Genomic DNA, 21,614 nt, shown 5'->3' on the forward strand with positions numbered 1-21,614 from the left:
TCATTGGGACAACTCACGTGCCAGGAATCACAATGGCGACGCTTTAGCAGAATTTATGAATCGCTCTACAAGTTGTCTTAACTCAGCGATGAGGGGATTCTATCCGAAAAGCGACAAATTGAGCAAGACACACCAAAATCCCCACACTAAGAGAGCGGCATTGAATATCATTAGGGGGTGCGAAAACTCCTACTCAAGCTCTGTCTCAATGTGATTGCCGTGCTTCCGCTCGCTCTCGTACAGGCGATTGGCTCATTTTTAGGCATATTGGCTTATGTGGGCTCTAAACAATATCGCTCACTCTTTAGGCCTCAATATGAAGCCGTCATTCGTTCTCGAGGCCTGCCATTCAAACCGTGGGAAGCGGTAAGGGCTTCTGAAATGCTGTTTTCAGATAGTTTGTGGATTTGGCGTAATCCCGCTAAGGCGCTTAAATTAGTTGAAGTACCAAACTGGGATGTTGTGGAGCAGGCAATTAGCGATGGGCATGGTTTGGTCATGCTCACCCCTCACCTAGGTGGTTTTGAAATCATTCCTCGTGTACTAGCACAGCACTTTCCCGCAACCATTCTGTATCGTCCCTCACGCCAAGAATGGCTTAACGAAGTGGTGGAAGATGGGCGCGACCACCCCAATTGGTTGCAAATCCATCGAAAGCCAAAGCCGACTCCGTGACCTCATTCGAGAAATTCAGACGGGGAACTTTATTTTTATTGCGCCTGATATTGATCTTGGTCAACAGGACTCTGTCTTGGTGCCTTTCTTTGGCATTCAAACCAACAACACCACCTCAGTCTCTCGTTTAGCAAGGTTGAGTGGGGCTGAAATATGTCTTATGACAACTACCCTAAACCAAGATCGCAAAGGCTACACCTGCCGCATCAGCGCACCTTTGCCCAACTTTCCAAGCGATGATGTTGAAAAAGACACCGCCCGTTTAAATCAATACATCGATGAACTTGTTCGCGCAAGACCAGCAGAGTACTATTGGGTACATAAGCGCTTTAAACATAGGCCGCCCGGCGAGCCTAGTCTTTACGATTAAACGGAAATATTTTGAGCACCCCTACATACAACCCAGCACGCAAGTTACGCTTCACCAAAATGCATGGTGCTGGCAATGATTTCATAGTGCTCAACGGTATTGATCAAGACCTCAGCGACATTACACGCGAGCAGTGGCAAACCTTAGCGCATCGCCAATTCGGCATTGGCTCCGATCAAATTCTGTTGGTTGAAAAAGCTACTCGCTCAGACGCTGATTTTCGGTATCGCATCTTTAATGCGGATGGCGGCGAAGTGGAGCAATGCGGCAATGGTTCGCGTTGCTTTGTACGTTTCGTGCAAGAACAAGGCTTATCCAATAAAAATCCGCTACGCGTAGAAGTGGCGCATACCATACTCACACTTAAATCCCATGCCGATGGCCAGGTAGAGGTCGATATGGGTGCACCCATTTTTGAACATAGCCTCATTCCATTTAATGCCGCAGGTTTAGCCAGCATTCAAGAATTTCAAGAAACGCTATACGCGCTTCCACTAAATCAGCCCGCCACTCATGACAGCCTAGTCGGCGTTCTATCGATGGGCAATCCGCATGCTGTCCAAGTGGTTTTGGATGTTGATAGCGCTCCTGTTTTAGAAGAGGGCTCTGAGATTGAAAGCTTTGCAGCTTTCCCTAGAAAAGTGAATGTAGGTTACTTGCAAGCACTCAATCGCCATGAAATCAAATTGCGCGTCTTTGAGCGCGGCGCCGGCGAAACTTTAGCTTGCGGCACAGGTGTATGCGCCGCTGTTGTGTCCGGCATTCGTCGCGGCCTTCTGGACTCACCAGTAAAGGTGCATACCCGAGGTGGCGATCTGCAAATTACTTGGGCCGGCGTAATGGATGGAGTGGCTCAGCCAGTCATCATGACCGGCCCGGCCGTTACTGTGTTTGAAGGCGAAACAACTGTCTAAGGGCAAGCGCCCTTAGATTCCGTATTTTTCCCGGTAAGCCTTTACTGCAGGCAAATAATTTGTAAGCTTGGCATCACTTGAATTGGTCAAGAAGGACATTAGGCCGGTCAAGTTTGCAATCGCAATTACTGGCAACCCAAATGCTTGCTCAACTGCCTGTACTGCTGATTTTTCCCCAATGTCCACCGCATTACCCGAACGCTCCATCCGGTCTAAAGCAATCAATACCGCTGCAGGTTCTGCGCCCGCTTTACGAATGAGGTCTACTAACTCTATCACCGAGGTTCCAGCAGAAATCACATCATCAATAATGACTACGCGACCTTTCACTGGCGCACCAACCAATACCCCACCTTCACCATGATCTTTCGCTTCTTTGCGGTTGTAGGCATAAGGAACATTGATACCCTCATCCGCCAGGGCGATGGCCGTGGCAGCTGCAAGCGTAATGCCTTTATAGGCAGGGCCATAAAGCATATCGAATTGCAATTTGGATTCTTGTAAAGCTTTGGCGTAGTAACGACCCAGCGCGCTTAGGCGCGCACCATCATTAAATTCACCCGCGTTAAAGAAATAAGGCGAGAGTCTTCCTGCTTTGGTTTTAAACTCACCAAAGGACAAAACCTTGGCCTCTAAGGCAAAACGTATAAAGTTATCTTGATTTGAATTATTTGAGCTCATAGGCCTACATGTTACGCATCATTTCCGCGAACCTCAACGGTATCCGTTCCGCAGTCAAAAAAGGCTTTCTACCATGGGCCGTCACGCAACAAGCGGACTTCATTTGCATGCAGGAGCTCAAGGCTCAACGCGATGACTTAGAAGATGCCATTCTCAACCCGGATGGACTGCATGGCTACTTTCATCATGCGGAGAAAAAAGGCTATAGTGGCTGCGGCATTTATACGCCCCATAAACCCGATGAGGTCATATATGGCTATGGCAATGCAGAGTTTGATGCCGAGGGGCGTTACGTGGAGGCGCGCTTCGAAAGGTTGTCTGTTATTTCAGTCTACATGCCGTCTGGCTCAAGCTCCCCTGAGCGACAAGAGGCTAAATATCGCTATCTTGATAGCTTTCTGCCGCATCTTGTAGCGCTTAAAAAATCGGGGCGTGAAATCGTGCTTTGCGGTGACGTGAATATCGCCCACCAAGAAATCGATTTAAAAAACTGGAAAGGCAATCTCAAAAATTCGGGCTTCTTGCCTGAGGAGCGCGCATGGCTCACTAATTTATTTAGCAAAGTGGGGTATGTTGATGTCTATCGCCAACTGGAGCCTGAAGCAACTGAGACTGGTTACACCTGGTGGAGTAATCGTGGTCAAGCTTATGCGAAAAATGTAGGATGGCGGATTGACTATCACTTCACCACTCCAGGCATCGCTGCCACCGCCAAGAAAACCGCGGTATACAAAAATGAAAAATTCTCAGACCATGCGCCACTTACTGTGGATTACGACTGGAAGCTATAAGCGGCAATAAAAATCGGACGAAAAATTACTCGTCTTCTTTTTGGATCTGAACGAGCTTGAAATGCATCGTTGCCCAAATCAACAGCAGGACTCGAGCGCCAATGATGGCGGTGCCATAGAAGAATGCTTGATATCCAAAGTTGTCGACAAACACTCCGGAAAAGCCCGCCAGCCATTTAGGCAATAGCAATATCATTGAGCTAAAAAGGGCGTACTGAGTTGCCGAGTAACGAATATTGGTGAGAGAGGATAGAAAGGCGATAAAAGCTGCGCTCGCAATACCCGCACTTAAGTTGTCCGCAGAAATCACCCAAATTAACCCATGCAAATCATGGCCTTGGGTGGCCAACCAAACAAACAGCAAATTACTTACCGCAGAGAGAATCGCGCCCACAAAGAGAATGCGCAGGACGCCAAAACGCAGAGTAAGCACGCCACCAACAAAGGCACCAACCAAGGTCATGACTACGCCAAAAACTTTGCTCACCGCCGCCACCTCATCCTTGGTGTAACCCATGGCCACATAAAACGGGTTAGCCATAATGCCCATCACCACATCACTAATACGATAAACGGCAATTAAGGATAAAATTAAGATGGCGTGCCAGCGATAGCGGCGCGTAATAAATTCTGCAAAAGGTTCAACCAGAGTTTGATAGAGCCACGCTGTGGCAGTGCGCACTTTTGCCAACTCATACTTGATCGGCCCTTTACTTAAAAGGGTTGTAATAACGCCAATGCCAATAGACGCAGCCATACAAAGATAAGCAAATTGCCATGCACGGGCGTCATAACCGCTACCGGTTTCAGCCCGGGCAGCAAGCCAAAGAACACCGGCACCAGCCCAGATCAGAGCCAGTCGATAGTTTGATAAGTTGCCGCCAAGGCTGCTTGATGATCGCTATTGGCTGACGCAATACGAAATGCATCCAATGCACTATCTTGAGTGGCAGAGCCAAATGCCACCAACAGCGCACACCAAACTACCGAATTGAGCACAAGCTTCGGATCTAGAGTCGACATGCCAACAAGCCCCAATATGATGAGCGCTTGCGCAAAGAGTAACCAGCTACGCCGACGCCCAAACAACTTTGTTAACAGCGGAATTTGTAAGCGATCCACCAGGGGTGCCCACACCCACTGAAAGGCATACATGAAACCAACCCAAGTTAAGTAGCCGATGGTGCTGCGATCAATCCCTGCTTCGCGCAACCAAAAACTGAGAGTGCCAAAAATAGGCAACAAGGGGAGGCCTGCGGCAAATCCCAAGAACAGCATACGCAAACAAGGCCATTCGAGATAAACCCGAAAGTCTTTTAACCAAGATTGGACTGCAGTTAACACCTTTGAATTTTTATTTTACGCACGACGAATGCGGAATAAGGCGAGACTGCCAAATAAATTTGGCATAAAAGTCACTTGACGACCTTCATGCAGAATACATTGATCGAGAATCTTCAGACCAAGACTAGAGGCCAGTTTTTCAAAATCAGCAACCGTCAGCACACGCACATTTGGCGTGTTGTACCACTGGTATGGCAAGCTCTTCGAAACCGGCATACGACCCATGCCTACGGCTAGGCGATGCGACCAATGTCCAAAATTTGGAAAAGAAATAACCGATTCTTTTCCAACGCGAACTACTTCTCGCAAAATCTTTGCAGTCTGATGAATGGTTTGCAAAGTTTGCGACAGCACTACCGTGTCAAAGCTATCGTCTTCGAAAAGCGCTAGGCCGCCTTCCAAATCCTGCTGCATTACATTCAAGCCATTTTGCACGCAAGACAATACGCGCGTATCATCAATCTCAACACCATACGAATGCACTGGCTTTTGTTTTTGCAAAAACTCTAAGAAACTGCCATCACCACACCCCAGGTCAAGCACCTGGCTATTGGGCGCAATCCAATTGGCAATAGCGGCAAAGTCAGCGCGCTTATTAAAATTGCTCATGCCCAAGACCCACTCATTTGTTTAAAGTAAGCTCGGACTAGATTGTGATAACGCGCGTCATCCAATAGGAAAGCATCGTGACCATGAGGTGCATCGATTTCAGCGTAAGTAACTTCACTCTTATTGCTCAGCAAAGACTGCACAATCTCGCGACTACGATTTGGCGGGAAGCGCCAATCAGTGGAAAAACTAACTACCAAAAACTTAGCCTGAACCTCTGCCAGAGCGCGATTCAGGCTACCTTCGTAACGACGCGCGGGATCAAAATAATCGAGTGCGCGAGTAATAAGCAAATACGTATTGGCATCAAAATAAGTCGAAAACTTATCGCCCTGATGGCGCAAGTAGCTCTCAACTTCAAACTCGACATCAAAACTGAAACGATAGGCATTGGACTCGCCATTAGGACGCTGCAATTCACGTCCAAATTTTTCCGCCATATCGTCGTCAGACAAATAGGTAATGTGGCCAACCATACGCGCCAAACGCAAGCCACGCTTTGGCACAACACCGTGTTCGTAATAGTTGCCGCCATGGAAATCGGGATCCGACAAAATGGCGTTACGCGCCACTTCATTAAAAGCGATATTTTGCGCACTTAACTTTGGCGTCGATGCCACAACAACGCAATGATCCAAACGCTTAGAAAACTGAATGGCCCAAGCCATTGCTTGCATGCCGCCCAAGCTACCGCCCATCACTGCGGCAAACTTGCGAATGCCTAATTTATCGGCGAGACGGGCTTGTGTATTTACCCAATCTTCGACAGTCACGACTGGAAAATCGGCGCCATACGGTTTGCCAGTTGCCGGATTAATACTCATAGGCCCCGTAGAGCCAAAACAAGAACCTAAATTATTTACGCCGATAACAAAAAAATGATCGGTATCCACTGGCTTACCAGGACCAATCATGTTGTCCCACCAACCGATATCGGCGGGATCTTCTGGGCTTGGTCCAGCTACATGATGTGATGCGTTGAGCGCATGACAAACCAGAACAGCATTACTTTTATCGGCATTGAGTTTCCCGTAAGTTTCAATGACTAAATCGTAGCCAGACAAGAGGGCGCCACTCTGCAAAGACAGGGGCTCGGCAAAATGAATAGTATTTCTGGAGAGATGTAGCTCGCTCATTCTGAGAGGAGAAGGCGCAAACTAACATCGGAGGCTTCGGTGGGCAGCTTCTTAAATCCGCTCCGGGCAAAGCGATGCCAACGACCTAAAACAAAACTCATCAACATGGCGGCACGAATGCTGACCTCTTCCGGACCTAGCTGCGCCCAATTACCACCTTGAGTTTGAGCGATACGCAAAGCCTGTTTAAGAGAGGCTTCAACACGATCCAACACTTGAGTAATGCGCTCCTGCAAATGATCATCCTCTTGCAATAAGGCGTCGCCCAATAAAACCCGAGTCATGCCGGGATTCTTTTCAGCGACAAACAAGAGCATTTGCAAAATGCCGCGCGCCTGAGCAAGGCCAGACTCTTCCTGTTGATTAATTTGATTAATCAATCCGAAAACGGTTTGCTCAATAAAAGAAATCAGCCCTTCAAACATTTGCGCTTTACTTGTGAAATGACGGTACAAGGCTGCTTCTGATACCTGAATTTGGGCCGCCAAAGCCGCGGTAGTAACGCGCTCACCCTTAGGGTTTTGCAGCATTTCTGCGAGGACCTGCAGAATTTGCAGCCGGCGCTCGCCTGGCTTAGGGCGATTGCGCGTATTACCAGCGTCAGCGTTGCTGTCGTTGATATCTGCCGGCTCTAAAGATTCACGCATGGTTATCTTCTTATCTCGAGCGAATCATCGTTCCGAACGCTTGCTCGGTCAGAATTTCTAACAATAAAGAATGTTCAATGCGGCCATCAATGATGTGCACTGAGTTAACTCCGCTCTTCGCCGCGTCTAATGCAGAGGAAATTTTTGGCAACATACCACCAGAAATGGTTCCATCGGCCAATAGCCCATCGATCTCACGCGCGGTAAGATCAGCCAACAAAGTGCCATTCTTATCCATCACACCAGGAATATTGGTCATCATGACCAACTTCTCCGCGTGCAGAATTTCAGCCATCTTGCCAGCCACCAAATCAGCATTGATGTTGTAAGCCTGGCCCTCTTCACTAAATCCAATTGGAGAAATCACTGGAATAAACGCATCGTCTTGCAAGGCCTTAACAACAGCAGGATTAATCGCTTCAATCTCGCCGACAAATCCCAAGTCAATTGTTCCGCCAGGCTGCTTCTCATCAGCAACCAGCATTTTCTTAGCGCGAATCAGCCCGCCATCTTTGCCAGTCAAACCAACGGCCTGACCCCCAAAATGGTTAATTAACATCACGATATCTTGTTGCACTTCGCCACCGAGAACCCACTCAACTACTTCCATGGTTTCTTCATCGGTCACGCGCATCCCCTGAATAAAGGTGCCAGTTTTGCCAATCTTCTTGAGGGCTTCATCAATTTGTGGTCCGCCACCATGAACCACTACTGGATTCATGCCAACGAGTTTCAACAAAATCACATCGCGCGCAAAACTTTCTTTTAAGCGCTCTTCAACCATAGCGTTTCCACCGTACTTGATAACGATAGTTTTGCCGTGGTACGAGCGGATGTACGGCAAAGCCTCAGCAAGAATCTCCGCCTTTAATAATAAAGGGGAGATGTCACTAATTGTCGGTAAATGCTTAGTCATTGCTACTTAAATTTATTCGCCAAATAATTTTTGACGGAGTTCGCGACGCTCTTGAGCCTCAAGAGATAAATTGGCTATAGGCCTTGCAATTAAACGGTTCAAACCAATTGGTTCACCAGTTTCTTCACACCAACCATAGTCACCGGATTCAATGCGCGCCAATGCTTGCTCTACTTTTTTGAGCAGCTTGCGTTCGCGATCGCGTGTGCGCAATTCCAACGCATGCTCTTCTTCAATCGTCGCACGATCGGCAGGATCTGGAACCAAAATATTTTCACGCAGATGCTCTGTTGTCTCAGACGCATTCTTCAAAATGTCGTCTTTGAGCGTCAACAATTTTTGACGGAAAAAATCTAACTGCGCAGCATTCATGTAGTCCTTGTCGGACATCTTGAGCAATTCCGCTTCAGTCAATGGCGCACCTTTGGCGACTTTAGCGCTCGCAGCCTTGCCGCTAGTCTTTGCAGCAGTCGCTGGTTTTGTTGCCGTTTTTACCGTCATCTCATTCTTTCCTGGTTTGAAGCATTATTGCCTCATTCTGCCAAACTTTTATTACCTCGGAATCAATCTTCAGCAATATTGACCGTGGCGGCGGATTTTACCCGAATCTTTCTAGGCCAAACATCCCTCAAGCCCAGCCAGTAGGGTGTCTTTGGGCAAATCGATGCCAATAAACACCATACGGGTTTGTTTGGGTTCGGCACCCCATGGACCAGCCGAATCGCTGTCCATCATCTGATGAACCCCCTGAAACACCACTTTTCGAGAGCGCCCCCTCACATAAAGCACCCCTTTATAGCGCAACATCTTCTCGCCAAAGACCTCCAAAATGCCCCCGAGGCAGTCTTCCAACTTTTTGTGATCAAAGGGTTTATCACTACGAAAAACGAAGGATTGGATGCGGTCTGTATGGCCTGCGTGACCATGGTGATGATGGTCATGACTGTGATCATGTCCGTATGCGCTGTGGTCGTGATCTTCTTGCTCCAAGAAATGGGGGTGAATATCTAGCTTGGCATTGAGATTGACGCCCTTAAGATCTAAGACGGCATTCAAAGGCACCACACCATTGGAAATGCCGGCAATAGGCGCCCTTGGGTTCATGTGCATGAGGCGATTACGCAAGGCATCAACTTCGGCAGGCGTAACCAGATCCGTCTTAGTGATAAAGATTTGATCCGCAAAGCCAACCTGGCGTTGCGCTTCTTCATGCTCATTGAGTTGTTGCTGACCGTGCTTGGCATCCACCAGGGTGACAACGGCATCTAGGACATAGTGATCCGCAACATCATCATCCATAAAAAATGTCTGGGCTACAGGGCCAGGGTTGGCCACACCAGTGGTTTCAATCACAACCCGATCAAAACTACTCTTCTTGTCTTTGCGCTGCTCCCAAAGCTCGTTTAGCGCATCCACCAGATCACCACGGATGGTGCAGCAAATGCAGCCATTACTCATTTGCACAATATTTTCTTCCCCGCATTCATTCTCGATCACGGCAATTTTTTTGCCGTGCTCTTCACTCAAGATGTGTTTGAGCAAAGTAGTTTTGCCGCTTCCTAAGAAGCCCGTCAAAATGGTTACCGGAATTAATGCCATGGATGATCCAATCAAAATCTAAAAAAACCATAGATTCCCAAAGCGGGAAACCTTCTGTCTTACCGAGTTCCTCAGCCTTTGCCAGCCTTTGCGCGTGGATGCGCCTTATCGTATGCCTGAGCTAGGTGCTGAAAGTCTAGGGAGGTGTAAATCTGGGTACTGGCGATACTGGCATGCCCCAACATCTCTTGCACAGCACGCAAATCTTGTGAGGACTGCAATACATGACTCGCGAAACTATGCCTCATCATATGGGGGTGCACATGCGTCGGCAAACCAGCGCGCATGGCTAAGGTGCGTAAGCGCGCTTGAGCGGTGCGAGGGGATAGACGCTTGCCGGTAGCGGATAAAAATAAGGCAATTGATCTTTCGGCGTACTCACCGGCATCACGCAATTCTCGCCACGCCGCAAGTGATTTCATCGCTGGCACGCCAACCGGTACAGAACGCCTGTTACCGCCCTTACCCAAAACCGTTACTTCAGCAGCATCCCAATCTAACCAGCCAGCAGATTCATGCTGACGATCTTTGCTTTGCATCACATCAATACCCAAGAGCTCTGACAGGCGCAATCCTGAGGAGTAGAGCAAATCAATCATCGCCGCATCCCGAATGGATTCGAAATCTTTTTGCTCTTCCACCTCCTTGACGGCTTGATTTACCAAAGCCAATGCTTGCTCAACAGATAAGGCTTTGGGCAACGACTTTAGGCGCTTAGGCGCTTTCACGTCATCGACAGGATTTGCAATCAAGCCGCCAGTGACTTTGCCATCACGCACATTGCGCCGCGCATCTTTTTCACTAAGCCAGTCATACCAACCGCGCCATGCGGAAAGGGCTCTTGCAATACTTCTTGAAGATTTGCCTTTGGAATGCAAGCGACCCGCCCAGCGACGCACGTGACCATTACTTACCTTCAGTAATTCAACGGTATCTTCAGATGCAAAATTTTGTAGATCACTCAAATCGATGCCATACGCCTTGAGCGTATGTGGCGAGAGTTGACGCAACACATGTAGCTCATGCAAATACTCTTGCATGAGGGGGTGAAGTTCAGTCGCCTTTAATTTCATAAGCCTGGATACGATCCAAAGCTGCTGCAGTTAGTTCGGCGATCTGGCGCAAATAGAAAGCACCCATATCGGCAGTAAAACGTGATTCATCTTTACTTGCGAACAGCAATACTGCTGGAGATTGATTGGCGCCAACACTCTTCCCCAAAGGCAGGCCAATAGCCACCATGCTTTGCCATTCAGGGTCGATCGTGGTTTGGCTGGCCAATAAATCTACGCTGGCGGCAGCCAATTCTTTTGCCGAACCGCATAAAGGCGTATCTACCCACGGGCTAAAAGCAGAGTTAGGCGATAACAATTGTGCAGGCTCCACCTCAAACACTTCCGCCAAGCCAGAGGTAATTGCAGCCTCCGCATCAGATTTATTGTTTGCCTTCATTAAGCGTAACAACCAGGCAACTAAACTTTGCTGTGTTTTATCGTTGCGACTACCAAAGTGCAACATCTCACTTAAGCGGCGATTGAGCTCCTGATTTTGTGTCCGCAATACTGTCATCTGACGCTCTTGCAAAGAGATGGCCCGATCTTCGTGCGGAGGCTTAATTCGAATCTCATTCAAGAGATCGGCATAGCGATCGAAGAACCCATGGGTTACACGTAACCACTCAGCCACCAACGCTTCTTGCTCGGCTTGCTTTGGATCGATTGCACTCATCTTTCTTCTGACTGTTCGTTTGTTAGCCAAGCTTTTTACGCAAGAGCTCATTCACTTGGCCAGGATTAGCCTTGCCTTGTGAGGCTTTCATAATCTGACCCACCAGCGCATTAAATGCCTTCTCTTTGCCAGAGAGGAACTCTTCAACAGACTTCTGGTTTGCGGCAAGCACTTGATCAATGATGGCCTCAATGGCTCCACTATCGCTAATTTGCTTCAAGTCTTTGGCATCAATCACTTGATCAACCGTGCTAATGGCTTTGCCTGCAAGCGCTTCTTCCCAAAGAATGGCAAAGATATCTTTAGCAATCTTGTTAGAGATCGTGCCATCAGCAACGCGAGTAAGTAATGGCGCTAAATGCGCCGCTTTTAATGGCGCGTCCGCTGTAGCGATGCCGGCACGATTTAGCGAGGAAGCAAATTCACCAGCAATTAAATTGGCCGCCGCTTTTTCCAAAGGCTTACCTACGATAGCCAACAATTCCTCGAACACTTTTGCAGTGTCGCGATCTTGCGTCAGCAGCTGCGCATCATATGCACTCAAACTAAATTCGCTTTGCCACTGTTCGCGCAGTTGCGCTGGCAGCGCTGGCATCTTGCTGCGCACATCCGCAATCCAAGCATCATCAATTACCACTGGCAAAAGATCGGGATCAGGGAAGTAGCGGTAGTCGTTCGCGTCTTCTTTGCTACGTATGCTACGGGTTTCACCACGATCGGGATCATACAGACGTGTTTCTTGAACAACCGTGCCACCATCTTCAATTAATTCAATTTGACGACGCACTTCGTATTGAATTGCCCCTTCCAAGAAGCGGAAGGAGTTCAGATTTTTAATTTCACAGCGAGTCCCAAACTCAGCTTGACCCTTGGGTCGAACCGATACATTTGCGTCACAACGGAAAGAGCCTTCTTGCATATTGCCGTCACAAACACCGAGCCAAACTACGAGGCCATGCAAAGCCTTAGCATAGGCAACGGCCTCGGCAGCACTACGCATGACTGGCTCAGTCACGATCTCGAGGAGCGGCGTACCAGCGCGGTTTAAATCGATCCCGCTTGAAGGCTCACCATGAGGGCCAGCAAAACCTTCTTCGTGAACCGACTTACCGGCATCTTCTTCCATGTGCGCGCGAGTGAGCTCCACCACTTTGATCTCATCGCCAACCAGAATCTCCACCTGACCTCCAACCACAACCGGGATCTCCATCTGGCTAATCTGATAGCCCTTAGGAAGATCGGGATAAAAATAGTTCTTACGCGCAAAAATACTCGCTGGCGAAATCTTGGCATTCACCGCCAAACCAAATCGAATGGCATGCTCAACCGCTTGACGATTCAATACTGGCAATACACCAGGCAGCGCTAAATCCACTGCGCATGCTTGAGTGTTTGGTGCCGCGCCAAAGCGAGTACTTGCACCACTAAAAATTTTAGATTGCGTTTGTAACTGCGCGTGGGTCTCTAGACCAATAACGACTTCCCATTGCATCATGCCACCCCACTTGCTTGACGCAAATGCCAATCGCTGGCTTGCTGATATTGATGGGCCACTTGGAGCAAGCGTGCTTCTGAAAAATAATTGCCAATCAGTTGCATGCCAATAGGTAAATTATTACCGCTAAATCCACACGGAACGCTCATGGCTGGCAAGCCTGCCAAGTTAGTAGAAAGTGTGTAAATATCTTCTAAGTACATTTGCACTGGATCTTTTGATTTCTCGCCTAAGCGCCAAGCTACATCAGGGGCTACGGGCCCGAGGATGACATCACATTGATTAAACGCCGCCTGAAAATCCGCCGCAATAATGCGACGAATCTTTTGCGCTTGAAGATAGTAGGCATCGTAATAGCCATGACAAAGAACATAGGTTCCAATCATGATGCGGCGCTTCACTTCAGAACCAAAACCTTCGGTACGAGACTTTGCATACATATCACCAAGATCGCGATACTCATTCGCGCGATAGCCATAACGCACGCCGTCAAAACGACTCAGATTGCTTGATGCTTCCGCTGGCGCTAAAACGTAATACACCGGAATAGATAATTTTGTTTTAGGCAACCTGACTTCAACTAATGTCGCGCCTAAATTTTCTAAGAGCTTCGCTGCTTCATTTACGGATTTAGCAACATCAGCAGCTAAACCTTCCGCGAAAAATTCTTTTGGCAAACCGACACGCAAACCTTCCAATGGTTTTGCAGCATTTGTATTGCCTTCTTTCCACGCTTGATTTAGATAACGACCATAGTCTTCTCCCGAATCAGCCAAAGAAGTGGAGTCACGAAGATCGTGTGATGACATTGCCGAAAGAAGCAATGCGCAATCTTCCGCAGTCTTGCCCATCGGACCAGCTTGATCAAGTGAAGAGGCATAAGCAATCATGCCGTAGCGAGAAACGCGCCCATAACTGGGCTTAATTCCGGTAAGGCCACAAAATGCGGCTGGCTGACGAATCGACCCACCTGTATCAGTACCTGTAGCGATAGGGGCCAAGCCAGCAGCAACCGCTGCAGCAGAGCCGCCCGAAGAACCGCCGGCTACGTGAGCCGCATTCCAAGGATTTAAAACCGGTCCAAAGGCGGAGTTTTCGTTGGATGAGCCCATAGCGAATTCATCCATATTCGTTTTGCCCAGACAAACCATGCCAGCGCCATGGGGATTGTTTTCATCTGGGAGACCCAGATTGGCTACCACTGTAGCGTCGAAAGGACTTTGATATCCAGCCAAGATTTTTGAGGCAGCAGTGGACTTCCAACCGCGCGTTACAAAGACGTCCTTGTGCGCAACAGGAATCCCCGTTAACTTGCCCGATTTTCCAGAAGAAATCAGCTGATCTGCTTTATTTGCTTGCTCTAAGCTTAACTGAGCATTCACATCAAGATAGGCATTCCACTGTTTTCCAGCATCAATGCGGCCCAAAAAGTATTGGGTTATCTCGGTACTAGAGACCTCTTTGGCCGCCAGTGCTTTTGCCATTAAGGCGATAGAAGTGTTGTGCCAACTCATTCGATCACCCTTGGCACCAAGAAATAGCCATCCTGCTGGGCAGTGGCAGATTGCATGTTTTCAGCGCGATGGTCTGATTCAGTGACTTGGTCAACACGCATTGGTTGGGCCAAATCACGCAAAAAGAGGATGGGGTGAGCCAAAGGTTCAAGACCAGTCGTGTCGACAGCCTGCATGTCCTCAACCAAGGAAAAAATGGCCTGTAATTGAGGCAAAACTGCCTCGGCTTCTGCCTGATTTAACTCAAGCCTAGAAAGGTGCGCAATGCGCTGGACATCATCAAGTTTCATGCGGCGCTAGAGTATCATGCCTATATAGTTTCATTAACACTTTCTATTTTCCCACTACAATCATGTTTGGTTTTTTCCGCAGCTACTTTTCCAATGACCTAGCCATCGACCTAGGAACCGCCAACACCTTAATTTATATGCGTGAGCGGGGTATTGTCCTCGATGAACCATCGGTCGTGGCAATTCGCCAAGAAGGTGGTCCAAACGGCAAAAAGACCATTTTGGCTGTCGGCAAAGATGCGAAAGCGATGTTGGGTCGCGTTCCAGGGAATATTGAAGCAATTCGCCCAATGAAAGACGGCGTTATTGCCGACTTTACGATTACCGAACAAATGCTCAAGCAATTTATCAAGCTTGTGCATGAAAGCAAATTATTAAAGCCGAGTCCACGCATCATCATTTGCGTTCCTTGCGGCTCTACTCAAGTTGAGCGTCGCGCGATTCGTGAATCTGCATTAGGTGCTGGCGCTTCACAAGTATTTTTGATTGAAGAACCAATGGCTGCTGCAATTGGTTCTGGCTTGCCAGTTTCCGAAGCTGCTGGCTCGATGGTTGTCGACATTGGCGGCGGTACAACTGAAGTTGGCGTGATGTCATTAGGCGGCATGGTTTACAAAGGCTCAGTTCGTGTTGGTGGTGACAAGTTTGATGAAGCCATTACCAATTACATTCGTCGCAACTACGGCATGTTGATTGGCGAGCAAACTGCCGAGTTGATCAAGAAAACGATTGGTTCTGCTTTCCCTGGTGCTGAAGTACTCGAGATGGAAGTAAAAGGTCGCAATCTTTCCGAAGGTATCCCACGTAGCTTTACCGTTACCAGCAATGAAATCCTCGAAGCATTGACTGATCCCCTGAAGCAAATCGTAACTGCAGTTAAAGCGGCTCTCGAGCAGATTCCACCTGAGTTGGCCTCCGACATTGCTGAGCGCGGCATGATGCTCACTGGCGGCGGCGCCTTATTGCGCGACCTCGATCGCCTCCTGTTGGAAGAAACTGGCTTGCCGATTCATGTTGCAGAAGATCCTTTAACTTGCGTGGCTCGTGGTTGCGGTATCGCACTTGAGCGCATGGATAAGTTAGGCGGAGTGTTCTCGCACGAGTAAGCGACATACACGTCGACCAGGGAATTGCAACATAGCGCTCCACCACTTTTCAGACAGGGCATTCCGGCCTTACTCAAACTGATTGTCTGCCTGTCGATCAGCATCGCTCTGATGCTGATCGATTTTCGTTTCAAAGCACTCGATCCCATTCGCAATAATGTGAATTGGATTTTGCGTCCTCTTGAATATGTCATGATGGCACCGCGCAATGCATTCGAGGCGACCTCAGAATATTTCACAACCCGTGCAACCCTTGATCAAGAAAATCAAGTGATGAAAGTTCGCCAAGCGGAGCTCTCGTTATTGGCAAATCAATCTGCATTTCTGATGGTAGAGAATCAGAATTTGCGCGAGCTCATGGCCCTACAAAAACAAGTTCCGTTCAAAACACTGCCAGTAGAAATTCTGTTCAATCCACCCAATCCGATTTCACAACGGATTGTGATTAATCGTGGTAGCAACGATGGCCTGAAGCTAGGCAACCCAATCGCCAATGGTTCCGGCATATTGGGCCAGGTAGTCCGCCTCTATGACCGGTCTGCCGAGGTTTCTTTGCTAGAAGACCGAGACTTTGCAGTTCCCGTCCAAGCAGCCCGAAATGGCTTGCGTGCGGCCGTTTTTGGCGCAGGGCGCGGCCATCCTCTAGAACTTCGCTATCTGCCCGTAGCCAGCGATTTAGAAGTCGGCGACATTTTGCTGACTTCTGGAATTGATGGTGTCTACCCTCCCGGTTTTGCGGTAGCTGTCATTAGCAAAATTGAACGCGATGTAGACAAAAATTCATCGAATGTATTTTGCGTGCCAGTTGCCGCAGTCAATCGCTATCGCCAGGCATTAGCGCTTTTATATGATCCGCGGTTTGATGCCAAAGCATCAACGAACAATAAATCAGTAACTGGCGCTCCGCTGACAAATACGCCAGGTCGCCGACAAACACGCGCGCGGGGAATGCAATGATTGATTGCCAGAGCGGCTATATTCTGCGCCAGGTAAATCCGGTCTTTATTTACTTCAGCTTGTTTTGCGCGCTGCTATTAAACCTATTGCCTATTGGTAATTATGGTTGGGTGCCCGATTGGTTAATTCTATGTATTGTGTTTTGGAATATTCATCAACATCGATATGTAAGCGTGATCACCGCCTTCATTTTTGGCTTGATGATGGATGTGCACAATGCTGACTTGCTGGGCCTGCATACGTTTAGTTACTCATTAGTCGCCTATCTTGCGATTTCATGGCACAGACGTATTGTGGCTCTCACGGTGCTGTCACAAGCCCTACACCTACTTCCCATTTTCTTATTGGTATCATTATTTCCCGTGCTAGCCCATTGGCTACTCAGCGGCGAACTCTATTGGTGGGCTCTTACAGGAGCCATGCAGGCCTTAATTGAAGCGATGCTCTGGCCTTTGGCTACACGCATATTGCTTGCACCACAGCGTCGTCCTATAGATGTTGATCACAATCGACCTCTCTAAGAAGCAGCATGGTTTCTTTTAAAAAACCGGGTCTCGACTCATTTCAAGAGCGCATTCATATTGCGACTCTATTTGTCTCATTTTGCTTTCTCTTGCTAGTCACTCGTCTTGTGTGGCTGCAACTCGTTAGCCACGGCAAATACGCGCTACTTGCGGAAAGCAATCGTATCGCCCTCGTTCCTGCACCAGCAAATCGCGGTCTTTTAATTGACCGCAATGGCATCGTCATTGGCAGAAATTACTCCGCCCTCACCCTAGACGTCAATGCTGAAGAAGTAAAAGGTAACGTAGATCAGTTAATCAATGATCTTTCCGAAATTATTGATATTTCCCCTAGAGACCGTCGTAATTTCAAGCGCTCACTGGAAGATTCCCGCAATATGGGCGCTGTTCCCCTGCGCTCCATGCTCAATGAGACCGAAACAGCCCGTTTTATGGCCACTCGCTACCGTTTTCCTGGGGTAGAAATCCACGCTAGAAGCTTTCGGGAGTACCCCTACAACGAATTGGCCTCCCATTTAATTGGCTATATTGGCCGCGTTTCTCAGAAAGACAAGGAACGCATGCAAGCTGAAATTGAGAGTGCAAAAGCAGATAATCCAGATGCTTTACAAGCTTCGTTCTTGCCAGGCATTCAGTACGTTGGAAAAATTGGTTTGGAGCAAAGTTATGAAACTGTGCTGCGCGGAGTGCCTGGATATGATCAAGTAGAAATTACCGCGGGTGGCAAACCCGTTCGCACTCTTTCTAGCTCACCTTCGGTTCCTGGCAAGAATGTGGTTCTCTCGATTGATATCAAGCTGCAATACCTGGTTGAACAACTATATGGAAATTTCCGGGGCGCATTTGTAGCGATTGAACCTAAGACGGGCGATGTATTGGCATTTGTATCTAAGCCTAACTTCAATCCAAATGATTTTGTTGAAGGCATTGATTCACTCACCTGGAAAGAGTTGAATGACTCGCCACAGAAACCCCTCTACAACCGCCCACTTAAAGGCATCTACCCACCAGGATCGACATACAAACCGTTCATGGCATTAGCGGCTTTAGAAAATAAAAAACGCACACCATCACAAACGATTTCAGATCCTGGTTACTTTGGCTTTGGCAATCACACTTTCCGCGACGATAAAAAAGGTGGTCACGGTATTGTTGATATGCAAAAGTCTATTGTGGAATCTTGCGATACTTACTACTACATGCTTGCGCGTGATATGGGTGTCAACATGATCGCTGAATTTATGAAGCCACTGGGCTTTGGCCAAATTACTGGCATTGATCTGCAAGGTGAAGCGAGGGGTGTTTTGCCATCTACCGAATGGAAGAAAAATACTTTCAAAAAACCAGAGCAGCAAAAATGGTACGCAGGTGAAACGATTTCGCTAGGCATTGGTCAGGGCTATAACGCTTTCACTATTTTGCAATTAGCTCATGCCATGGCAAACGTTGCCAATAACGGCATCGTCATGAAACCCCATTTAGTCAACGCCATTGAAGATCCATTTACGCGCAACAGAGTTCTTACAACACCCAAAGAAAGTTATCGCATCGATCTGAATGCGGACAATATTGAAGTGATTAAGAAAGCCATGCTTGAAGTCAATAATTCTGGCACTTCAGCAGCTGCATTTAAAGGAACTGGGTACCAAGTTGGTGGCAAAACAGGGACTGCGCAAGTTTTTAGTTTGAACTCGAAAGAATATAAGCATGGAGCAACTGCAGAGTTCTTGCGTGACCATGCTTTGTATATTGCATTTGCACCCGCTGATAAACATACTATCGTGATCGCGATGGTTGTAGAGAACGCAGGCTTTGGCGCGCAGTACGCGGCACCAATCGCACGTAAAGCATTGGATTACTACATTGAGGGCAAGTGGCCTAAGGAGATTCCTGAATGGAAAAGAGCCCCTTAATTAAAGTAAAAGCATTTTTCTTTGGTATTTTTTCTGGCCTTGATCGCCAGCTCGGCCTTATTTTACTTGGCTTAGCGGCTGTCGGCTTTTTTACTTTTTTATCCGCCAGTCAAAATACGCCCGTACAAATTGCAGATGAATTGCGCAACCTCGCGCTCTCTTTTGTGGTGATGTGGCTTGTCTCTCGTATTCCACCAAAATGGTTGGAGATGGGTGCCATTTGGATCTACGGACTTGGTGTCGCGCTTTTAATTGCCGTGGCCGCATTTGGACTTATTAAAAAAGGCGCGCGTCGTTGGCTCAACATTGGCGTTGTCATTCAACCATCAGAAATTATGAAAATTGCTATGCCGCTGATGCTTGCGTGGTACTTCCAGAAGCGCGAAGGCATACAAAAAACTTGGGACCATGCGGTTGCTGGAATTATTTTGGCAATTCCCGTCTTCTTAATTGCGCGTCAGCCTGACCTCGGTACCGCCTTGCTTGTTTTTGCGGCAGGGCTTTATGTGATTATTCTGGCAGACCTTCCTTGGAAATGGATTCTGCCATTCGTAGGACTTGGTGTTGTTGGCATTTTATTAATTATTATTTTCGGTAGCACCAGTTGCGCCCATGATGTTGTTTGGCCGTTTGTACACAAGTATCAAAAACATCGCATTTGCACTTTGCTAGACCCCACTAGCGATCCATTAGGAAAAGGCTTCCACACCATTCAGTCAATGATCGCAATTGGCTCTGGCGGATTCTTTGGCAAGGGCTGGTTTCAAGGAACACAAGCGCATTTGGAATTCATTCCAGAAAAACATACTGACTTTGTATTTGCCGTTTTCTCTGAAGAGTTTGGCTTACTAGGAAACCTAGTATTGTTAGCACTGTTTTTTGCGCTGATCAAAAGAGGGCTTGCAATTTCGGCAAGCGCGCCAAATTTATTTACCCGTTTATTGGGCGCATCTGTCACACTGATCTTCTTTACTTATGCATTTGTAAACATTGGCATGGTCAGCGGACTTCTGCCAGTGGTTGGCATACCGCTGCCATTTATTAGTTACGGTGGAACGGCGTTAGTCACCCTTGGTTTTGGTGCCGGTATTTTGATGAGTATTCATCGTCACCGCCGTTTAGTACAAAGCTAAATAAAAAAAATTGCTTTAGAAGCCTGAGGTTTCTGTAGGAAATAAAAAAGCCCTGCATGCCGTGCTTTTTTATCAACAAAGGAAGAATTACTTCTTACGCTTGTTAACTGAATCTTTAAATGTTTTACCAGCAGAAAACTTAACAGTTTTTGCAGCAGCGATTTTGAGCGGCTCGCCAGTTTTTGGGTTACGACCCATACGTGCAGCACTTTTGCCAGAAGAAAAAGTACCAAAGCCGATCAGTTGTACTGAGTCACCTTTAGTAACAGCTTTGATGATGTTCTCGATAGCAGAATTCAATGCAAATTCAGCTTTGGCTTTAGAAATCTCCGCGTCGTCAGCAATCGCCGCGATTAGTTCGGATTTGTTCAAGTGAAGCTCCTTATAGATATTGATGTCAGCGCACATTACGCTTACATGATTTTAACCACAAAAAATTACAAAAATATGGTTGCGTTACAGCAATTTTTTACTACGACTACACATTACTCATCCAAAACTGTAATATCAGAAACAAAATACTCGGTATCGCCAAAACAGGTAGTAGGCAATCCAATGTGTTGCTCATACTTTAGTGCTACTTTTTTTCCTAAATTAGCATTTATTTTTTGCGCCACAACATCTTCACGCACCGTAAAGAGGAATTTTTCTGACATGGTGCCTGGCACGGAAACCATCGCTAATTCACCTTCCCAGGTCTTGCATAAATAGCCACGATTAGAGAATGTCTGCACATATCCCGCGCGCTCGCCGCTACCGTAGCTCCAATTTAGCATTTACCAACTAACCCAACTAAAACAAGGCTTAAGAGCCATTTTATAAAGCTATTCATCAAAATTTCCTTGGTAAATCTCCACATAAACCCTACGTGGATATTGATAGTTTCTATATGAAGTATATGAGCATCTCAGCGTAAGAAATAGTCTATTTCGCACTGATATACAAATTAAAATATGAACAACTACCTTACTTCGATAGAGTCCATGGAAATTCGCCACATCATCTTTTTTATATTTGTAGCCTCAGCGGTTTATGTCTATTTCCGATGAAAAGTACGTTTTGGGGTGGTCCGATCACTTACAGACTATCAAGTGCTTTTAGCGCCAGTAAATGCACTCCTATATCTATTCTCCAAAGTAAAAGCGGACGCCTTTATCCCCGTCGACCAATTTCCAGAAATGAAGGTCATTCAAGACAACTGGGACATGATTCGTCAGGAAGCACTTTCTCTTACAAGAGGGTGGCTCGATTGCCGCAGCTACCGGATATAAT

General features: G+C 47.4%; 24 protein-coding genes and 1 pseudogene. 10 read left to right on the plus strand and 15 right to left on the minus strand.

Annotation, left to right across the window (positions count from 1 at the left end; all coding sequences use genetic code 11):
* Positions 1-177 precede the first annotated feature (177 nt).
* From DXE35_RS08560 to dapF, 3 genes are read left to right on the plus strand one after another with little or no spacing between them, the layout of a single operon-like run.
* Positions 178-675: a lysophospholipid acyltransferase family protein gene (locus DXE35_RS08560; protein WP_197714033.1), complete on the plus strand. Its 498-nt coding sequence runs from the start codon at positions 178-180 to the stop codon at positions 673-675.
* Positions 617-1,045: an LpxL/LpxP family acyltransferase gene (locus DXE35_RS08565; RefSeq protein WP_231970110.1), complete on the plus strand. Its 429-nt coding sequence runs from the start codon at positions 617-619 to the stop codon at positions 1,043-1,045. The genes DXE35_RS08560 and DXE35_RS08565 overlap by 59 nt, the downstream gene beginning before the upstream one ends.
* Before the next feature lie 59 nt (positions 1,046-1,104).
* Positions 1,105-1,959 (plus strand): diaminopimelate epimerase, encoded by an 855-nt coding sequence (gene dapF / locus DXE35_RS08570; protein ID WP_114690426.1) that lies wholly within the window; start codon positions 1,105-1,107, stop codon positions 1,957-1,959.
* Between the two features lie 12 nt (positions 1,960-1,971).
* On the opposite strand, the gene pyrE is transcribed toward dapF, so the two are convergent.
* Positions 1,972-2,640, minus strand: coding sequence for an orotate phosphoribosyltransferase (pyrE, locus tag DXE35_RS08575; RefSeq protein WP_114690242.1), 669 nt, complete (start codon positions 2,638-2,640; stop codon positions 1,972-1,974).
* Between the two features lie 8 nt (positions 2,641-2,648).
* Between pyrE and DXE35_RS08580 the strand changes: the two genes are divergently transcribed.
* Entirely contained in the window at positions 2,649-3,431 is a 783-nt protein-coding gene (locus DXE35_RS08580; RefSeq protein WP_114690243.1) for an exodeoxyribonuclease III, read from the plus strand.
* Between the two features lie 25 nt (positions 3,432-3,456).
* Here the strand turns inward: DXE35_RS08580 and DXE35_RS08585 are convergent.
* From DXE35_RS08585 to gatC, 12 genes and pseudogenes are all read right to left on the minus strand, one after another.
* Positions 3,457-4,775, minus strand: a pseudogene (locus DXE35_RS08585) (AmpG family muropeptide MFS transporter).
* A 15-nt stretch (positions 4,776-4,790) separates the two neighbouring features.
* Positions 4,791-5,384: a methionine biosynthesis protein MetW gene (gene metW / locus DXE35_RS08590; protein ID WP_114690244.1), complete on the minus strand. Its 594-nt coding sequence runs from the start codon at positions 5,382-5,384 to the stop codon at positions 4,791-4,793.
* On the minus strand, positions 5,381-6,520 hold the full coding sequence (gene metX / locus DXE35_RS08595) for a homoserine O-succinyltransferase MetX (protein WP_114690245.1): 1,140 nt from the start codon (positions 6,518-6,520) through the stop codon (positions 5,381-5,383). The genes metW and metX overlap by 4 nt, the downstream gene beginning before the upstream one ends.
* Positions 6,517-7,167: a nucleoid occlusion factor SlmA gene (gene slmA, locus DXE35_RS08600; RefSeq protein ID WP_114690246.1), complete on the minus strand. Its 651-nt coding sequence runs from the start codon at positions 7,165-7,167 to the stop codon at positions 6,517-6,519. The genes metX and slmA overlap by 4 nt, the downstream gene beginning before the upstream one ends.
* Before the next feature lie 10 nt (positions 7,168-7,177).
* Entirely contained in the window at positions 7,178-8,083 is a 906-nt protein-coding gene (gene argB, locus DXE35_RS08605) for an acetylglutamate kinase (protein WP_114690247.1), read from the minus strand.
* A 12-nt stretch (positions 8,084-8,095) separates the two neighbouring features.
* Positions 8,096-8,473, minus strand: a complete 378-nt coding sequence (gene dksA, locus DXE35_RS08610; protein WP_114690427.1) for an RNA polymerase-binding protein DksA — start codon at positions 8,471-8,473, stop codon at positions 8,096-8,098.
* Between the two features lie 222 nt (positions 8,474-8,695).
* The gene (locus DXE35_RS08615; protein WP_114690248.1) at positions 8,696-9,682 is read right to left on the minus strand and encodes a CobW family GTP-binding protein; all 987 of its coding nucleotides are present in this window, start codon (positions 9,680-9,682) and stop codon (positions 8,696-8,698) included.
* A 71-nt stretch (positions 9,683-9,753) separates the two neighbouring features.
* Positions 9,754-10,755 (minus strand): tyrosine recombinase XerC, encoded by a 1,002-nt coding sequence (locus DXE35_RS08620; protein WP_114690249.1) that lies wholly within the window; start codon positions 10,753-10,755, stop codon positions 9,754-9,756.
* On the minus strand, positions 10,736-11,410 hold the full coding sequence (locus tag DXE35_RS08625; protein ID WP_114690250.1) for a DUF484 family protein: 675 nt from the start codon (positions 11,408-11,410) through the stop codon (positions 10,736-10,738). Before DXE35_RS08625 ends, DXE35_RS08620 begins: the two co-directional genes overlap by 20 nt.
* A gap of 22 nt (positions 11,411-11,432) precedes the next feature.
* Positions 11,433-12,905 carry an Asp-tRNA(Asn)/Glu-tRNA(Gln) amidotransferase subunit GatB gene (gene gatB / locus DXE35_RS08630; RefSeq protein WP_114690251.1) on the minus strand — a complete coding sequence of 491 codons (1,473 nt, stop codon included), beginning with the start codon at positions 12,903-12,905 and terminating at the stop codon, positions 11,433-11,435.
* On the minus strand, positions 12,902-14,419 hold the full coding sequence (gatA, locus tag DXE35_RS08635) for an Asp-tRNA(Asn)/Glu-tRNA(Gln) amidotransferase subunit GatA (RefSeq protein WP_114690252.1): 1,518 nt from the start codon (positions 14,417-14,419) through the stop codon (positions 12,902-12,904). Before gatA ends, gatB begins: the two co-directional genes overlap by 4 nt.
* Positions 14,416-14,709: an Asp-tRNA(Asn)/Glu-tRNA(Gln) amidotransferase subunit GatC gene (gene gatC, locus DXE35_RS08640; RefSeq protein WP_114690253.1), complete on the minus strand. Its 294-nt coding sequence runs from the start codon at positions 14,707-14,709 to the stop codon at positions 14,416-14,418. The genes gatA and gatC overlap by 4 nt, the downstream gene beginning before the upstream one ends.
* A gap of 62 nt (positions 14,710-14,771) precedes the next feature.
* Here gatC and DXE35_RS08645 point away from each other — a divergent pair, with 62 nt between their 5' ends.
* Genes DXE35_RS08645 through rodA form a run of 5 tightly spaced genes read left to right on the plus strand, consistent with a single transcriptional unit; the run spans position 14,772 to position 20,342 of the window.
* Positions 14,772-15,815, plus strand: coding sequence for a rod shape-determining protein (locus DXE35_RS08645; protein WP_114690254.1), 1,044 nt, complete (start codon positions 14,772-14,774; stop codon positions 15,813-15,815).
* Between the two features lie 24 nt (positions 15,816-15,839).
* Positions 15,840-16,772 carry a rod shape-determining protein MreC gene (mreC, locus tag DXE35_RS08650; RefSeq protein WP_114690255.1) on the plus strand — a complete coding sequence of 311 codons (933 nt, stop codon included), beginning with the start codon at positions 15,840-15,842 and terminating at the stop codon, positions 16,770-16,772.
* The gene (gene mreD / locus DXE35_RS08655) at positions 16,769-17,293 is read left to right on the plus strand and encodes a rod shape-determining protein MreD (protein ID WP_114690256.1); all 525 of its coding nucleotides are present in this window, start codon (positions 16,769-16,771) and stop codon (positions 17,291-17,293) included. The genes mreC and mreD overlap by 4 nt, the downstream gene beginning before the upstream one ends.
* A gap of 8 nt (positions 17,294-17,301) precedes the next feature.
* Positions 17,302-19,209: a penicillin-binding protein 2 gene (gene mrdA, locus DXE35_RS08660; RefSeq protein ID WP_114690257.1), complete on the plus strand. Its 1,908-nt coding sequence runs from the start codon at positions 17,302-17,304 to the stop codon at positions 19,207-19,209.
* Entirely contained in the window at positions 19,191-20,342 is a 1,152-nt protein-coding gene (gene rodA / locus DXE35_RS08665) for a rod shape-determining protein RodA (protein WP_114690258.1), read from the plus strand. Before mrdA ends, rodA begins: the two co-directional genes overlap by 19 nt.
* A gap of 87 nt (positions 20,343-20,429) precedes the next feature.
* Here rodA and DXE35_RS08670 read toward each other — a convergent pair whose 3' ends face one another.
* Positions 20,430-20,750, minus strand: a complete 321-nt coding sequence (locus tag DXE35_RS08670) for an HU family DNA-binding protein (RefSeq protein ID WP_114690259.1) — start codon at positions 20,748-20,750, stop codon at positions 20,430-20,432.
* 77 nt (positions 20,751-20,827) lie between these two features.
* Entirely contained in the window at positions 20,828-21,118 is a 291-nt protein-coding gene (locus DXE35_RS08675; protein ID WP_197714034.1) for a hypothetical protein, read from the minus strand.
* A gap of 288 nt (positions 21,119-21,406) precedes the next feature.
* On the opposite strand from DXE35_RS08675, the gene DXE35_RS10780 reads away from it, so the two are divergent.
* Positions 21,407-21,613 carry an aspartyl/asparaginyl beta-hydroxylase domain-containing protein gene (locus DXE35_RS10780; protein ID WP_231970111.1) on the plus strand — a complete coding sequence of 69 codons (207 nt, stop codon included), beginning with the start codon at positions 21,407-21,409 and terminating at the stop codon, positions 21,611-21,613.
* The last annotated feature ends 1 nt before the right edge of the window (position 21,614 follow it).

The organism is Polynucleobacter necessarius (genome assembly GCF_900095215.1).
Taxonomy (GTDB): domain Bacteria; phylum Pseudomonadota; class Gammaproteobacteria; order Burkholderiales; family Burkholderiaceae; genus Polynucleobacter; species Polynucleobacter necessarius_H.

Bases quoted from the DNA above. Each gene is read 5' to 3' on its own strand.
- DXE35_RS08565 (WP_231970110.1), top strand. From the start codon at position 617: ATGGGCGCGACCACCCCAATTGGTTGCAAATCCATCGAAAGCCAAAGC.
- DXE35_RS08670 (WP_114690259.1), bottom strand. From the start codon at position 20,750: ATGTGCGCTGACATCAATATCTATAAGGAGCTTCACTTGAACAAATCC.
- gatB (WP_114690251.1), bottom strand. From the start codon at position 12,905: ATGATGCAATGGGAAGTCGTTATTGGTCTAGAGACCCACGCGCAGTTA.
- rodA (WP_114690258.1), top strand. From the start codon at position 19,191: ATGGAAAAGAGCCCCTTAATTAAAGTAAAAGCATTTTTCTTTGGTATT.
- DXE35_RS08620 (WP_114690249.1), bottom strand. From the start codon at position 10,755: ATGAAATTAAAGGCGACTGAACTTCACCCCCTCATGCAAGAGTATTTG.
- gatC (WP_114690253.1), bottom strand. From the start codon at position 14,709: ATGAAACTTGATGATGTCCAGCGCATTGCGCACCTTTCTAGGCTTGAG.
- mreD (WP_114690256.1), top strand. From the start codon at position 16,769: ATGATTGATTGCCAGAGCGGCTATATTCTGCGCCAGGTAAATCCGGTC.
- DXE35_RS08645 (WP_114690254.1), top strand. From the start codon at position 14,772: ATGTTTGGTTTTTTCCGCAGCTACTTTTCCAATGACCTAGCCATCGAC.
- gatA (WP_114690252.1), bottom strand. From the start codon at position 14,419: ATGAGTTGGCACAACACTTCTATCGCCTTAATGGCAAAAGCACTGGCG.
- pyrE (WP_114690242.1), bottom strand. From the start codon at position 2,640: ATGAGCTCAAATAATTCAAATCAAGATAACTTTATACGTTTTGCCTTA.
- mrdA (WP_114690257.1), top strand. From the start codon at position 17,302: ATGGTTTCTTTTAAAAAACCGGGTCTCGACTCATTTCAAGAGCGCATT.
- dksA (WP_114690427.1), bottom strand. From the start codon at position 8,473: ATGTCCGACAAGGACTACATGAATGCTGCGCAGTTAGATTTTTTCCGT.
- DXE35_RS08675 (WP_197714034.1), bottom strand. From the start codon at position 21,118: ATGCTAAATTGGAGCTACGGTAGCGGCGAGCGCGCGGGATATGTGCAG.
- metX (WP_114690245.1), bottom strand. From the start codon at position 6,520: ATGAGCGAGCTACATCTCTCCAGAAATACTATTCATTTTGCCGAGCCC.
- dapF (WP_114690426.1), top strand. From the start codon at position 1,105: ATGCATGGTGCTGGCAATGATTTCATAGTGCTCAACGGTATTGATCAA.
- slmA (WP_114690246.1), bottom strand. From the start codon at position 7,167: ATGCGTGAATCTTTAGAGCCGGCAGATATCAACGACAGCAACGCTGAC.
- argB (WP_114690247.1), bottom strand. From the start codon at position 8,083: ATGACTAAGCATTTACCGACAATTAGTGACATCTCCCCTTTATTATTA.
- metW (WP_114690244.1), bottom strand. From the start codon at position 5,384: ATGAGCAATTTTAATAAGCGCGCTGACTTTGCCGCTATTGCCAATTGG.
- DXE35_RS08580 (WP_114690243.1), top strand. From the start codon at position 2,649: ATGTTACGCATCATTTCCGCGAACCTCAACGGTATCCGTTCCGCAGTC.
- DXE35_RS08615 (WP_114690248.1), bottom strand. From the start codon at position 9,682: ATGGCATTAATTCCGGTAACCATTTTGACGGGCTTCTTAGGAAGCGGC.
- DXE35_RS08625 (WP_114690250.1), bottom strand. From the start codon at position 11,410: ATGAGTGCAATCGATCCAAAGCAAGCCGAGCAAGAAGCGTTGGTGGCT.